Source organism: Streptomyces milbemycinicus (assembly GCF_002154605.1).
Classification (GTDB): domain Bacteria; phylum Actinomycetota; class Actinomycetes; order Streptomycetales; family Streptomycetaceae; genus Streptomyces; species Streptomyces milbemycinicus.
On record NZ_MUNE01000059.1, the window covers coordinates 15819 to 30050 of the forward strand.

Below are 14232 nucleotides of genomic sequence, written 5' to 3' on the forward strand. Positions count from 1 at the left end.
ATCCGTGTCGGAGGTATTGCTGGCCCTTTTCCCGCGGTGCTAGCTTCCGGCGAACCGGTTCGACAGAGCCGCCATACCGCTGCCCGATCCCTGAAATCAGGCCGTACCGTTCCGGGCCCGCCCAGTTCACACATCGTCGAACCGGTTCGCATCAGGGATGAGACGGATCACCCGGACGGATCACCCGGACCGATCACCGCGACGGATCACCCAACGGAGACCTCAGTGCGCCCCAGACGCAGCCCAAGAACCGTAAGCGCCGGTGCCACGGCCATAACGGCCCTCGCCGCCCTCCTCGCCCTACCCGGCGCCACGGGCACGGCCCGCGCGGCGGAGCCCGAACAGCTCACCATCGACCTCGCCACCGACACCGGCGCCTTCCACGGCGGCGCTTCCGGCTCGCTGTACGGGATCTACGGCGACGGCGTACCGAGCCGCAACGTCCTCGAAGGCATGCATCTCCGCACGGTGTCGACCAAGGCCCAGGACGGCCCCCAGCATCCGGGAGCGGACGCCCTCGAGGTCCTGCCGCCGTTCGTGGAGTCCGGTGGCAAGGACGTCTTCATCTACATGACCGACATCTACCGCGGCTTCCCGTACCAGTGGCCCGGCGCGGACGGTCCGGCGCGGCTCGCCGACTTCAAGGAGAAGATCAAGAAGCAGGTCCAGCAGACCCTGACCATGGGCGACTACAAGAACCATGTCGTCTACGTCCCCTTCAACGAGCCCGAAGGGAACATGTTCGGCACCGGCGAGTGGAGCTACAACAAGACCTCCTGGCTCAGCGATCCGCAAGCCTACTTCGAGGCCTGGAAGGAGGTCTACCGCCTCATCAAGGGCCTCGACCCGAACGCCCGTATCGCCGGCCCCAACACCAGCGTCCTCTACAACCAGGTCAAGGACTTCCTCCAGTACGCCAAGGCCAATGACGTGGTGCCGGACGTGATGACCTGGCACGAGCTGTCCAGCCCCGCCGCGGTGCGCACAAACGTGGCGAGGTACCGGCAGATGGAGAAGGAGGTCGGGGTCGGCCCACTGCCGATCAACGTCAACGAGTACGGCCACAACTACCATCTCTCCGTGCCCGGCCAGGTCATGCAGTGGGTCTCCGCCATCGAGGAGTCCAAGATCGACGCCGATCTGGCGTACTGGAACATCGACGGCAACCTCAACGACTCAGCCGTCGAGGCCAACAAGGGCAACGGCCAGTGGTGGCTGTTCAACGCGTACGGACAGATGTCCGGCCACACGGTGCAGGTGACCGCCCCGCACCCCAACCAGCAGTACACCCTCCAGGGCGTCGCCACGCTCGACGAGGGCAAGCGGCAGTCCCGGACGCTGTTCGGCGGCAAGAGCGGCGACGCGGACGTCGTCTTCAAGAACATCGACCCCAAGCTGTTCGGGAGCACGGTGCACGCCACCGTGCAGGAGATCCCCTGGACCGGGCAGGTCGGCGACTCGGCGCAGCCGCTGCGGCTGGCGGACCGGGAACTCGCGGTAGGCGCGGACGGCTCCGTCACCCTGCCGATGACCGGCATGAACGAGATGTCGGCGTACCAGGTCGTCCTCTCCCCCGGCGGAAACGGCGGCGTACCGGCCGAACCCTCGGTGGGCTGGCGGAAGACATACGAGGCGGAGAGCGCCGCCTACACCGGTGGCGGCTACTCCAAGAACGGCCCCGAGGGCACGCCCTCCAACGTCGGCGGGTTCGCCACCTCGGGCGCCTACAACGTGGGCGGGTTGCGCACCGGCTCCGACGGAGTGCTGGCCTTCGACGTGGAGGTCCCGCAGGACGGCACATACGACCTGAGCACGTTCGCCAACTCCTACAACCTCTACGGCCGGGTGAAGGAACAGGGCCCCACCAACGTGTTCCTTCGCGTCGACGGCAAGGACCCACAAGAGCTGCGGCTGCCGCTCGGCTACAAGTGGGTGGTCTGGGGCCACACCGACACCACGGTGAAACTGACCGCCGGCAAACACCGCATCACGCTCGCCGCGAGCGACCCGGACCTGGGTGTCACCAAGGGCGACGCCATCATCGACAAGATCGACCTGTCGCTGCGCGACGCACGCGTGACCGCGCCGGCGATCTACGAGGCCGAGTACGCCACCCTCTCCGGAGCTCGGCCCGGCTACACCCACCCCGGTGTCTCGGGTCCCGGCGCGGTGCCGCTGGCCAAGGGCGCGTCCGCGACCTTCTGGGTCCACTCCCCCACCGATGGCGAAGCGACAGTCCTGGTCGACCACTTGGGCGGCGGCCGGGCAAGCCTGTCCCTGGGCGGCGAGAAACTTGACGTTTCCGGGGTCGGGGGCGGCAAGAAGGGCACCGACAACGTCCGGATGTTCCTGTCCGCCGGCATCAACAAGATCACCGTCACCGGCACCTCCCGCGAACTGATCCTCGACCGGCTGCGGGTCGCCCCTTCCAGCGGCACCCTGGTGACCAAGGCGTACGAGGCGGAGGGCGGCGCGCCGACCGGCGCCGCGAAGGTGACCGACGCCTACACCTTCGCCTCCGGCGGCAAGGCGGTCACCGGCATCGGCGCCGGAAAGGCCAATGCCCTCACCGTCGACGTCGTCGCCGAGCGGTCCGGCCGCCACGCCCTGACCATCCGCTACTCCAACGCCGAACAGGCCCCCGCCACCCACTACAACCCCGATCCGATCGCCCGCCACGCCGACCTCTCGGTGGGCGGCGGACCGGCCCGCAGAATCCTCTTCCCGACCACCTTCCATTTCAACAACTTCTGGGACCTGACCGTCCCGGCCACCCTGAAGAAGGGCACCAACCGGCTCACCTTCACCGCGGACGAACTGCCCGACTTCAACGGTGACACCTACAACCAGTACGACCAGCGATCCCCGTACGCACCGGTCATCGACCAGGTCGCCATCACGCCGCTCGTACAGGACTAGCCCCGGCGGAGATCGGCCGGTTCGGACGAGTCGAGGCTGGTCCGCAGCGTCACCGGCTTCAGCAGGACGGCCGCGACGATGCCAAGGGCCGCCACGGCGGCGCCGATGAGAAAGACGAGTCCGGTCGCGTCCCCGTAGGCGACACGGGCGGATTCCTGGCCCTGCGCGGTCCGTTCGGCGACCTGACGAGCCAGGACGGCACCCAGAACGGTGACGCCGAACGTACCGCCCAGGGAGCGGAAGAAGGTGACCGTGGTGCTGGCCGTGCCGATGTCCTTCAGCGGGACGGAGTTCTGCACGGCCAGCACGAAGTTCTGCATGGTCATACCGACACCGAGGCCGATGCACAGCATCGCCGCGCTCATGAACACCAGGGACGTCCTGTGGTCGATGGTGCCGAGCCCGGCGAACCCGGCCGTGAGCAGGACGGAGCCCACGATGACGAAGGGCTTGAGGTTCCCGGTCCTGCTGAGCAGCCGGCCCGCGAGGATGGAGGAGACCAGGATGCCGCCCATCATCGGAATGGTCAGCAGCCCCGCCTGGGTGGCCGTGTAACCGCGGCTGACCTGGAAGTACTGGCTGAGATAGACCGAGGCCGCGAACATCGCGGTACCCGCGGCGAGACTCCCCAGGATCGCGAGTACGGTGGTGCGCTGCCTGATGATCTGCAGCGGCACAATGGGCTCGGCGGCCCGTGCCTCCACCCACAGGGCGACGGACAGCAGGACCAGTGCCGCACCGACCATGGCGGCGGTCTGCCAGGACGCCCAGGCGAACGAGCTGTCGACGAACGAGATCCAGATGAGCAGCACGCTGACACCCGAGGCGATGAGGGCCGCGCCCAGGTAGTCGACCTTCACATCGTCGCGTCGGATGACCGGAAGGCGCAGTGTCCGCTGGAGCAGGACCAGTGCCGCGACGGCCACCGGGAGGCTGATGAAGAAACACCACCGCCAGCCCAGCCACGAGGTGTCGACGATGAGACCGCCGAGCAGCGGACCGCCGATGGTGGACAGGGCCGTGACACTGCTGAGGTAGCCGCTGTACCGGCCGCGTTCACGCGGCGGGATCATCGCCGCGATGGCGATCTGGACCAGCGACTGCACTCCCCCGACACCCACGCCCTGTAATGTGCGCGCGGCGATGAGCTGCCCCGGTGACTGGCTCACCCCCGCCGCCACCGACCCCAGGGCGAAGACGGCGACGGCGATCTGTACCAGGTTCTTCTTGCTGAAGAGGTCTGCCAGCTTGCCCCAGATCGGGGTCGTGGCGGTCGTACTGAGCAGCGTCGCGGTGACGACCCAGGTGTACTGCGTCTGTGTGCCGTGCAACGCGCCGATCATCCTCGGCAGTGCGGTGGAGACCACCGTGCTGCTGAGCGTCGCGACGAACAGCGCGCTGAGCAAGCCGCTGAGGGCCACCAGGACCTGCCGTTGAACCTTGGGTGGCCGTGTGTCTGCGGTGGCGGAGTCGTTCACTGCGGCGGTGCTCATCGGGCGGGCTCCAGGTCGTCGACGGGTGGTCCTACGCGGCTGCTACTGCTCTCCTTCCGGTGTGCGCGTGGCGGGGTGGGGAGCGTGGTCGACCACGAGTTGCCGGTGTTTACGCAGTTCACGGTGGCTGTTCCAGCCGAGCACCCCGACGACCTTGCCCTCGTGGCCGTAGGCGGCGACGAAACTGCGGTCGTCCGGACTGCCGTGCACGATCGTCACGTCCGCGCCGTCGGGGAAGATGCCGTAGGCCTGGATACGGGCGTCGTACTGGTCGCTCCAGAAGTAGGGAACGGGGGCGAAGGGGCGCTGTTCGCCGAGGATGCCGGCGGCCACGGCCATGCCCTGCTCGGTGGCGTTGAGGCGGTGTTCGACCCGCATCCGCACACCGAAGTGCGGATTGTGCCAGGACGCGACGTCCCCGGCCGCGTAGATACCGGGGGCCGCCTGGCAACGGGCGCCGCACTCCACGCCGTTGCCCAGGGGCAGTCCGGAGTCGGCCAGCCAGCCGGTCGCCGGTGTGGAGCCCACGGCGACCACGACCAGGTCGGCGTCGAGTTTCGTACCGTCGGCGAGTTCGACGGCGACCACACGGCCGGCGGAGTCCAGGAACCGGGCCACGCCGACGCCCAGGCGCAGTGCGACCGAGTGATCGCTGTGCAGCTGTCCGACGAATTCCCCGATCCGGTCGCCGAACTGCCGGCGCATGGGCACCGGCAGCGGATCGACCAGTGTGACCTCCAGCCCCATGGTGCGGGCCACCGCCGCCACTTCGGCCCCCAGGAACCCGGCGCCGACCACCACGACCTTCGGCCGGGCCAGCAGGTGGCTGCGGAGCGTGACGGCGTCATCGAGCGTACGCAGGACGTGTACGCCTGCCAGGTCGTCGCCGGGCAGTCGGCGCGGGGTGACGCCGGTGGCGATGACCAGGGCGTCGTACGCGAGGCGGTCGCCAGCGTCCAGCAGTACCTTCCGCCTGACGAGGTCCAACCCGGTTGCATGACGCCCGAGTTGGAAGTCCGCGTCCAGTCTGCCGATGGCCTGGTCGTCACGCAGCCGCACCCGCTCCGGCTGCCAGGCGCCGGACAGGACCTGTTTGGACAGCGGCGGCCGGTCGTACGGCAGATACGGCTCGTCGCCGACGAGGGTGAGGCTCCCGTCGTATCCCTTGTTGCGCAGGGCCTCGGCCGTGGCCAGTCCGGCGGCCGAGGCTCCTACGATCACCACATTCCTGAGCATCGGCGGCATCGACCGCATCACCAGGTCACCGGAAGCCGGTAGGCCCCGTAGACGAACCCGTCGTGTTTGAAGGGGATCTCCGCCAGGTCGGCGGCCAGGGCCAGGGTCGGGATCCGCCGCAGGAGGGTGGGGTAGACGACCTGCAGTTCCATACGGGCCAGCGGTTGGCCCAGGCACTGGTGGATCCCGAACCCGAAGGCCACATGGCGACGGGCGTCGCGCCGGAGGTCCAGCCGGTCGGGGTCGGGGAAGACCGACGGGTCCCGGTTGGCGATCTCGTTGACCGGGATGACACCTTCGCCGGCGCGGATCACCTGGCCGGCGATCTCGATGTCCGCCAGCGCCACCCGGCGCTGCCCGCCGTGTGTGATGGTGAGGTAGCGCAGCAGTTCGTCGACCGCCGAGGCGATCAGCTTCGGGTCCTCGGTGTCCCGCAGAAGGGCCAGTTGGTCGGGGTGCTGGAGCAGGGCCAGCGTGCCGAGCGTGATCATGTTCGCGGTGGTCTCGTGCCCCGCGAACAGCATCAGCACCCCCATCTCGGTCGCGTCTTCCCGGGCCAGCTCACCGGTCTTGATCCGCTCGGCGAGCCCGGAGAGCAGGTCCTCGCGGGGCTGGGCCAGCTTCTCCCCCAGCAGTCCGTCCAGATAGTCGACCAGCCGCCCGCGGGCCGCCGCGCGCTCCGCCGCGGTCGTCTCCCGGTTGATGATGGTTCTGCTGTTGGCCTGGAAGAACTCATGGTCGTCGTAGGGCACGCCGAGCAGATTGGAGATCACCAGCGACGGCACCGGCAACGCCAACGCCTCGACCAGATCGACCGGTTTGGGACCGGCGAGCATGGTGTCGATCAGATCGTCCGTGATCCGCTGGGTGGGCGGACGCAGCGCCTCCACCCGTTTGATGGTGAACGCGGACGTCACCATCCGCCGCAGCCGGGCGTGTTCGGGGTCGTCCATCAAGATGAAGCTGGTGCCGGTCGACCGCTTGCCCTCCTTCTTCAGGACGTCGATCGCCGTCACCTCCCCGGGGGAGAGCTTCGGCGCACCGGGCCGGAAAGGGTCCACGCTGACCCTCTGGTCGGACATCAGCGCCCGGTGTTCCTCCCAACCGGTGACCAGCCATGCGAGGGTCCCGTCCCACAGCCGGACCCGCACCAGCGGGCCCTCCGCCTGCCGTGCCCGCATCGCGGGGGCCGGATCGAGCGGACACCGCGCGGACCTGTCGATGTTGTACTCCGGGGTGTCCAGCGGGGTTCCACTCGTCGTGTTGGCTGCCGCACCGGTCACTGCTTCTCCTCGATCGTGGGGGCGCTCGGGGGGGCTCGGTGATGCTCCAGCGAGAGATCGAACTCGACATCGCCGAAGACCAGGCAACACCAGTCGACACAATTAAGTCAACCCGTTGATTTAATTCATGGCCGGATCCGGCCCGCCCCACGAGCGGAGGCGCGCCGAACGGTTCGGCCGGTCAGCCCTCGCGTGTGAACGGCGCCCGCCACAGGGCGACGATGGCATCGATCAGTCCGTTCGCCGTCCCCTGCCAACTGGCCCGGGCAGTCGGCGCGTTGTCTGCGAGGGCACGCTCCCGCTCCGCGGACATCTGCGCGATCAAGTGACGCGTCATGGCCGCACGTTCGGCATGCACCTCGGCCGGCAGATCGGGCAGACAGCCCTCCAGCCCCTCCTGCAACCGCCGCATTGACGGCGACCCGGCCGCGAACTCCTCCACTGTGACGGCACGCAGCGCCGGATCCGCCGACACCTGGGCGATGAACCGCGCATACCAGCTGGGCGCACCCAGAGCCTCCAAGTGCTCGGTCACCGGACGGACCGCACAGGCCACCCAGTCCCGCAGATCAGCGGACTCCCCGATCGCGTCCAGCATGCGCACACGGCCGACCTCCACCCGCTCCGCATGCCGACGGGCGATGGCACGCACCAGATCGACCTTGGTGCCGAAGTGATAGCTGACCGCGGCATTGTTGCCCTGCCCGGCGGCCTCGCTGATCTGACGGTTGGCGACCGCATGCACCCCGCGCTCGGCGAACAGCCGCTCCGCCGCGTCCAGGAGCGCCACCCGCGTCGCACTGACCTGCTCGCCCCGTCTCGCCCTGTCGGCCATCGCCACCACCACCTCGGGACATCACACCGGTCCACGAAGGCCCGTCCCCCAAGCCACCACGGATCCTCGACCAGGTCGGCGAGGTCAAACGACGAAAGCGTACGCAATGACCCGACCAATTCAGGCCACCCTCCCGTCCAGCCTCTCCCACGGGGCGCTCCCGCCGGGTCCGGCCGGTCCGGCTCGAACACATCCAATCCTCGGGCCCCCGAGGACGCCCCTCCGACGGACCGTGGCGCGATCTCTCTCTTTTCCCGCCACACCCATGCGATACAGTTAAATCAACCCGTTGACTTAAACATCTCTCCCGCCCGTCGGGCGCCAACCTCCGCGCGAACCCCCACACCCCCGGAGAGGCCAGATGAGCCAGAACGACCCCACCGTCCGCCTGCCACTGCCCACCGACGGACCGCTGGACCCGCCGCCCGAATGGGAACTGCTGCGCGGGCGGTGCCCGGTGGCCACCGTCGAACTCCCCAGCGGAGACACCGGCACCCTGCTGACCCGCTACGACCACATCAAGGCCCTCCTGTCGGACCCCCGCTTCTCACGCCCGGCCCCCGAGGACGACAGCGCGCGGATCGCCCCGGAAGGAGCCGGGGGCGTGTCGACCAACAGCGGTATGTCGCTCTCACTCCAGTCCAACGGCGAAGGCCACCAGAGGTGGCGGCGGCACGTGGGCAAGTACTTCACCGCCAGGCGCGTCACCGCGCTGCGCCCCGGCATGGAGGAGATGGCCGAAACCCTGATCGACGCCATGGTCCAAAGCGGTTCGCCCGCCGACCTCAAGGCGGCGCTCGGCTTTCCGCTGCCGGTCTATGTGATCTGCAACCTCCTCGGCGCGCCCGCCGAGGACCGGGACCGCTTCTCGTACTGGTCCGACGCGTTTCTGAACGTCAGCCGCTACTCGGTGGCGGAGACCGGGGCGGCCCACGAGGACTTTGTGACATACATGTCCGAGCTGATCGCGGCCAAGCGCGCCGAGCCCAGCGAAGACCTGATCAGCACGTTGATCGAGGAGAGCCGGGCGGAGGGCGAGGGGCTGACCGACCTCGAGCTCCGCGACACCGGTATGGCCCTGCTGGTCGCCGGGCACGAGACCACCGCGAACATGATCGGCAAGATGGTCGCCATGCTGCTGGCCGACCGCACCCGGTGGGACAGCCTGCTCGCCGACCCCTCCCTGATCCGCACCGCGGTCGACGAGGTGCTGCGCTCCGACGCCAACCTGGGCGGATACGGCGTCCGGCGCTATCTGACCGAGGACTACGAGGTGGACGGGGCGGTGCTGCCGGGAGGCACCACCGTCTTCTGCGGCCTGTCCGCCGCCAACCGCGACGAGCGGGTCTTCGCCGACCCGGACGAGATGGACCTCACCCGCAGCCCCAACCCTCATCTCACCTTCGGCGCCGGAGCCCACTCCTGCCTGGGCCAGTCCCTGGCCCGCACCGAACTCCAGGTCGTCCTCGAGGTTCTCCTGCACAAGCTGCCGAGCCTCGACCTGGCCGTACCGGTCGCGCGGTTGCGGCAGATCGAAGGACTCACCGTCGGTGGCCTGCGCGAGGTGCCGGTGCGATGGTGACCCGCCCCGCCGAAGCCTCCGTACCGACCGACAACGCAGCCGACAACGCAGCCGAGGGCACGGCCGAGGGGCCGATCCAGAAGAAGGGAGCGACCATGAAGGTCACCGTGGACGAGGACAAGTGCTGCGGCGCCGGGAGTTGCGTACTCGCCGCACCGGACGTCTTCGACCAGCGCGACGAGGACGGCATCGTCGTCCTCCTCGACGCCGAACCCGCCGAGGACCAGCATGCGGCCGTCCGGGACGCGGCCGCCGTGTGTCCCGCCGCCGCCATCGCTCTCAGCGACGTATGACACGCTGAACGACTCGATCGAGGACCGGTGAGGGACCGGGGCAGGGCATCTTCGGACGGCTTCCGCGGGTGCCTTGCCCCCTCTTGTTTCAGGCCGCCGGCTTGTTTCAGGCCGCCGGCTTGTTTCAGGCCGCCGGGGTGACCGGCACCGTGGCCATCTCGGTCGCCTGGCGCAGCGCCTCGACCATGCTGCCGGCCTCCGCCGTGCCCGTTCCGGCGATGTCGAACGCGGTGCCGTGGTCGACGGACGTACGGATGACGGGCAGGCCCACGGTGAGGTTGACGCCCGCCTCGATGCCCAGGACCTTGACGGGGCCATGGCCCTGGTCGTGGTACATCGCCACGATCAGGTCGTAGTCGCCGCGGCCGGCCAGGAAGAAGGCGGTGTCGGCGGGGAGCGGGCCCCGGGCGTCGACGCCCTCGGCGCGCAGCACCTCCAGGGCCGGGACGATCTTCTCCTCTTCCTCGCCGTAGCCGAACAGCCCGTTCTCGCCCGCGTGCGGGTTGATACCGCAGACGCCGATCACGGGGTTCGGGGTGCCGGCGCGGACCATCGCCTGGTGGCCGCGGCGTACGGTGCGCTCGACGAGGCCCGGCTCGATGCGGTTGACCGCATCGATCAGGCCGATATGCGTGGTGACGTGGATGACCTTCACCTTCTCGGTGGAGAGCATCATCGAGACCTCTTCGGTCCCGGTCAGATGGGCGAGGAGTTCGGTGTGGCCGGGGTAGATGTGGCCCGCGGCGTGCAGGGCCTCCTTATTGAGCGGCGCGGTGCAGATGGCGTGCACCTCGCCCGCCACGGCGAGTGCGGCGGCCCGCTCGATATACGCGTACGCGGCGCCGCCCGCGACCGGCGACAGCTCGCCCCAGGGCAGGTCGGCGGGGAGCAGGCCGAGGTCGACGACGTTGACGCGGCCGGGGGTGAACTCGGCGTCGCGGGGGTGGTCGACCGCGGCGATCTCGCAGTCCAGGCCGAGGATGCGGGCGGCCTCGCGCAGCCGCTGTGCGTCGCCGATGACGACGGGGCGGCAGCGGGTCAGAACGGCGTCGTCGAGGAGGGCCGCGACGACGACCTCGGGGCCGATACCGGCACCGTCGCCCATGGTGACGGCGATGAAGGGGAGGGGGGTGGGCATAAGAGCAACTCCTAGGCGGGAGGCGGGGCGATGTCAGGTGCGCGATGTGCGCAACCGCGCCGGGCTCGGCGGTGCCCACGGGATCGAACCTCCTTGGGCGCGTCCGGCGTGGGCGGCCCGGTTAGGATCATGACACAATCTGCGTGAAGCGCGCGAGACCTCTTGCGCGAATTACGCAGTCGTGCGAGCGTTCCCGTGGCGCCGACGGCCGTCACCCGCGGACCTCGTCGCCCTCGTGGACGCGGTGCGTACCGGCTTACACAGCTCATCGCGCCGCACTGGGCCGCAGCAGCGCATGGCCGGGAACCAGCGCAGCGACCGGCCGAGGCCGCGTAGCCGCACGGCACCATTCGCGATGCGCACATCACGCATGAAATCGCGCATCAGCACGACCGCACCACCCGCACCACCCGCTTCGGAAGGACCCGCCGTGACCGTCGGCCTTGAACTCCCGCACGTCCCCGTCCCGCTGTCCCGTCTCGTGCTCGGCACGATGACGTTCGGCGACACCGCCGACCGCGCGACGGCCGCCGCGATGGTGGACGCCGCGCTCGATGCGGGCATCACTGGTGTGGACACCGCCAACGGCTACGCGGGCGGCGAGAGCGAGCGCTTCCTCGCCGAGCTGCTGCCCGGCCGCCGCGACCGGGTGGTGCTCGCCACCAAGGCCGGCATCCCGCACCCCGACCAGGGCGAACACGCGCCGCTCTCCCCCGAGGGCCTGCGCGCCGCGCTCGACGGGAGCCTCAAGCGCCTGGGCACCGACCACGTCGATCTCTTCTATCTGCACCAGCCGGACCGCAGGACGCCGCTCAGCGAAACCCTGTCGACCGTCGCCGAGTTCGTACGGGCGGGCAAGGTCCTCGCCCTCGGTGTCTCCAACTTCGCCGCCTGGCAGATCGCCGAGGTGAACCGCGTGGCCGACGAGGTCGGCGCCCCGCGCCCCGTCGTCGCGCAGCAGCTGCACAATCTCCTCGCACGCCGCGTCGAGGAGGAGTACACGGAGTTCGCCGCCGTCACCGGACTGCGCACGATGGTCTACAACCCGCTCGGCGGTGGCCTGCTCACCGGCCGCCACAGTTTCGAGCACGCCCCGGCGGACGGGCGCTTCGGCGACTCCAAGCTGGCCGCGATGTACCGCGAGCGGTACTGGAACGAGGAACTGTTCCGCGCCGTCACCGACCTGACCCGTATCGCCTCCGAGGCGGACCTGCCGCTGACCGACCTGGCCCTGCGCTGGCTGCTGTCGCGGCCCTCCACCGACGCGCTGCTGCTCGGCGGCTCCAAGGTCGAGCACTTGAAGGCCAATATCGCCGCCGCGGCCGCGGGCCCGTTGCCCGCGGACACCCTGGCCGCCTGCGACGAAGTCGGCGCCCGGCTGCGCGGCCCGATGCCCGCTTACAACCGCTGACCCCGCCGCCCGCCTCGCGCCCATCTCGCACCCACCTCACCGCCCCGCCGCCCACCTCGCAACGGAGACACACATGGCCACCGGCCGCACCTCTGCCCAGTTCACCGCCGCGCTGCGCAATCGCGAGCAGCTCATCGGCTACTGGTCGCTGCTCGACTCGCCGATCGCCGCCGAGCGCCTCGCCCGCATCGGCTACGACTACCTGGCCTTCGACGCCCAGCACGGCCTCTTCGGCTACCAGGGCATGCTGAACAACCTCCTCGCCACCGACACCAAGGGCAGCACCGCCGTCGGCATGGTGCGGGTCGAGGCAAACGACCTCACGTACATCGGCAAGGCGCTCGACGCGGGGGCGAGCGCCGTGATCGTCCCGCTGATCGACAACGCCCAGGACGCCGCCGACGCCGTCGCCGCCGTCCGCTATCCGCCGCTGGGCCGCCGCTCGTACGGCCCGATGCGCGCGCAGCTGCGTATCGGGCCGAACCCCGCCGATACACACGATCAGACCGCCGTCCTCGCGATGATCGAGACGGCCGACGGCCTGGCCAACGTCGAGGAGATCTGCGCGACCCCCGGCCTGGACGGCATCTACGTCGGCCCGTCCGATCTGCGTCTGGCCATCGGCGGCGCGACCTCCACCGACCCTGCCGTACAGGACGAGTTCGAGCAGGCCCTCGTCCGCGTCCGCAAGGCGGCCGAGGCGGCGGGCATCGCGGCCGGGATCCACAACGCCGACGGGGCGAGCGCCGCCCGCCGCCTCGCCGAGGGCTTCACGTTCGCGACGGTCTCGGCCGACGTCGTACATCTGCAGCAGATCGCGACGTCCCACCTGGAGGCGGCACGGGGCGGGGCGCGCTGATGCCGACCACGCTCATCACGACGCCCACCTTCGCCCGGCATTCCGCGCGCCCCTGGCAGATCCTGGAGGACGCCGGGGCGGGCCCCCTGCGCCCGTACGAGGACGTGGCGCTGCCCACCGCCGAACTCCTCGAGTACGCGGCCGGAGCGGATGCGTTGATCGTTGGCATGGACCCGATCACCGCCGAGGTGATGGACGCCGCACCCCGCCTCAAGGTGATCGCCAAGCACGGCGTCGGCGTCGACACCATCGACGTGGCCGCAGCCCGCGCGCGTGCGATACCGGTGGTGTGCGCGCCGGGCAGCAACTCGCGCGCGGTGGCGGAGTACACCTTCGGCCTGCTGCTGTCCGCCACCCGCTCCCTCACCGCCTCGCACACCGCGGTGGCGGCGGGCGGCTGGCCGAAGCTGTTCGGCCCCGAACTGCACGGCAGGACGCTGGGCATCGTCGGCTTCGGCCGCATCGGCCGCCTGCTGGCGGGCTACGCCCACGCCTTCGGGATGGAGTTGCTGGCCCACGACCCGTACGTCGCCGAGGCAGACGTCCGCGCGCACGGCGCCGAACCGGTCGCCCTCGACGCCCTGTTGGCGCGCGCCGATGCCGTCAGCCTGCACACCCCGCCCGACCCGTCCGGCACCCCGCTGCTCGACCACGCCCGCCTGGCGGCGATGAAGCCGGGCGCGATCCTGGTCAACGCCGCGCGCGGCGGCCTCGTCGACGAACGCGCGCTCGCCGACCTGCTCGGCTCAGGGCATCTCGGGGCCGCGGCCCTCGACGCGTTCAGCACCGAACCGCTGCCCGCCGACCACCCGCTGCGCAAGGCCCCGCGCACCCTCCTCACCTCCCATATGGCCGCCTGCACGCCCGAGGCGAACCAGGCCATGGGCGCGATGGTGGCCGAGGACGTCATCCGCGTACTGGCGGGCGAGGAGCCGCACCACCAGGCGCGCTGAGACACCGCACGCACAGGGCCCCACACCACCCCCCGCTGTCCCATTCCGGATACCGGCGACGGCGCCGGCAGATCCCCTAAGGACCTGATATGGCCACCACGACCGACGGCACCACCGCGGCGCCACCCCCCGCGCAGGCCGACCCGTACGCGCTGCGCGCCGAAGACGCCCGCCCCGCCCCCGAGACCTTCGGCGGCCGAGTACGCCACCTCGGCCGCCGAAGGTCTCGG

General features: G+C 70.1%; 11 protein-coding genes. 6 read left to right on the forward strand and 5 right to left on the reverse strand.

Translation table 11 applies throughout. The features are described 5' to 3' along the window. Positions 1-225: 225 nt before the first annotated feature. The gene (locus tag CCN51_RS05460) at positions 226-2919 is read left to right on the forward strand and encodes a hypothetical protein (RefSeq protein WP_014173019.1); all 2694 of its coding nucleotides are present in this window, start codon (positions 226-228) and stop codon (positions 2917-2919) included. Here the strand turns inward: CCN51_RS05460 and CCN51_RS05465 are convergent. The 4 genes from CCN51_RS05465 to CCN51_RS05480 all read right to left on the reverse strand — a co-directional run bounded on the left by CCN51_RS05465 (position 2916) and on the right by CCN51_RS05480 (position 7766). Further along, the gene (locus tag CCN51_RS05465; protein WP_014173020.1) at positions 2916-4412 is read right to left on the reverse strand and encodes an MDR family MFS transporter; all 1497 of its coding nucleotides are present in this window, start codon (positions 4410-4412) and stop codon (positions 2916-2918) included. The genes CCN51_RS05460 and CCN51_RS05465 overlap by 4 nt on opposite strands. 42 nt (positions 4413-4454) lie before the next feature. Further along, on the reverse strand, positions 4455-5666 hold the full coding sequence (locus CCN51_RS05470; RefSeq protein WP_014173021.1) for an NAD(P)/FAD-dependent oxidoreductase: 1212 nt from the start codon (positions 5664-5666) through the stop codon (positions 4455-4457). Next, positions 5666-6931, reverse strand: coding sequence for a cytochrome P450 (locus tag CCN51_RS05475; RefSeq protein WP_014173022.1), 1266 nt, complete (start codon positions 6929-6931; stop codon positions 5666-5668). Before CCN51_RS05475 ends, CCN51_RS05470 begins: the two co-directional genes overlap by 1 nt. Positions 6932-7112: 181 nt before the next feature. Continuing rightward, a complete protein-coding gene (locus tag CCN51_RS05480; RefSeq protein ID WP_014173023.1) occupies positions 7113-7766 on the reverse strand; it encodes a TetR/AcrR family transcriptional regulator in 654 nt (217 codons plus the stop codon). A 361-nt stretch (positions 7767-8127) separates the two neighbouring features. Here CCN51_RS05480 and CCN51_RS05485 point away from each other — a divergent pair, with 361 nt between their 5' ends. After that, positions 8128-9348 (forward strand): cytochrome P450, encoded by a 1221-nt coding sequence (locus CCN51_RS05485; protein ID WP_014173024.1) that lies wholly within the window; start codon positions 8128-8130, stop codon positions 9346-9348. Positions 9349-9443: 95 nt separating this feature from the next. Next, positions 9444-9641, forward strand: coding sequence for a ferredoxin (locus CCN51_RS05490; RefSeq protein WP_043488612.1), 198 nt, complete (start codon positions 9444-9446; stop codon positions 9639-9641). Between the two features lie 124 nt (positions 9642-9765). On the opposite strand, the gene pdxA is transcribed toward CCN51_RS05490, so the two are convergent. Continuing rightward, positions 9766-10779 (reverse strand): 4-hydroxythreonine-4-phosphate dehydrogenase PdxA, encoded by a 1014-nt coding sequence (pdxA, locus tag CCN51_RS05495; RefSeq protein ID WP_014173026.1) that lies wholly within the window; start codon positions 10777-10779, stop codon positions 9766-9768. Between the two features lie 430 nt (positions 10780-11209). Between pdxA and CCN51_RS05500 the strand changes: the two genes are divergently transcribed. The 3 genes from CCN51_RS05500 (at position 11210) to CCN51_RS05510 (ending at position 14002) form a co-directional block, all read left to right on the forward strand. Further along, entirely contained in the window at positions 11210-12190 is a 981-nt protein-coding gene (locus CCN51_RS05500) for an aldo/keto reductase (protein WP_014173027.1), read from the forward strand. 73 nt (positions 12191-12263) lie between these two features. Further along, the gene (locus CCN51_RS05505) at positions 12264-13049 is read left to right on the forward strand and encodes an HpcH/HpaI aldolase family protein (RefSeq protein ID WP_014173028.1); all 786 of its coding nucleotides are present in this window, start codon (positions 12264-12266) and stop codon (positions 13047-13049) included. Then, entirely contained in the window at positions 13049-14002 is a 954-nt protein-coding gene (locus CCN51_RS05510) for a phosphoglycerate dehydrogenase (RefSeq protein WP_014173029.1), read from the forward strand. Before CCN51_RS05505 ends, CCN51_RS05510 begins: the two co-directional genes overlap by 1 nt. Positions 14003-14232 lie beyond the last annotated feature (230 nt).

Bases quoted from the DNA above. Each gene is read 5' to 3' on its own strand.
- CCN51_RS05485 (WP_014173024.1), top strand. From the start codon at position 8,128: ATGAGCCAGAACGACCCCACCGTCCGCCTGCCACTGCCCACCGACGGA.
- CCN51_RS05505 (WP_014173028.1), top strand. From the start codon at position 12,264: ATGGCCACCGGCCGCACCTCTGCCCAGTTCACCGCCGCGCTGCGCAAT.
- CCN51_RS05510 (WP_014173029.1), top strand. From the start codon at position 13,049: ATGCCGACCACGCTCATCACGACGCCCACCTTCGCCCGGCATTCCGCG.
- CCN51_RS05480 (WP_014173023.1), bottom strand. From the start codon at position 7,766: ATGGCCGACAGGGCGAGACGGGGCGAGCAGGTCAGTGCGACGCGGGTG.
- CCN51_RS05490 (WP_043488612.1), top strand. From the start codon at position 9,444: ATGAAGGTCACCGTGGACGAGGACAAGTGCTGCGGCGCCGGGAGTTGC.
- pdxA (WP_014173026.1), bottom strand. From the start codon at position 10,779: ATGCCCACCCCCCTCCCCTTCATCGCCGTCACCATGGGCGACGGTGCC.
- CCN51_RS05470 (WP_014173021.1), bottom strand. From the start codon at position 5,666: ATGCGGTCGATGCCGCCGATGCTCAGGAATGTGGTGATCGTAGGAGCC.
- CCN51_RS05465 (WP_014173020.1), bottom strand. From the start codon at position 4,412: ATGAGCACCGCCGCAGTGAACGACTCCGCCACCGCAGACACACGGCCA.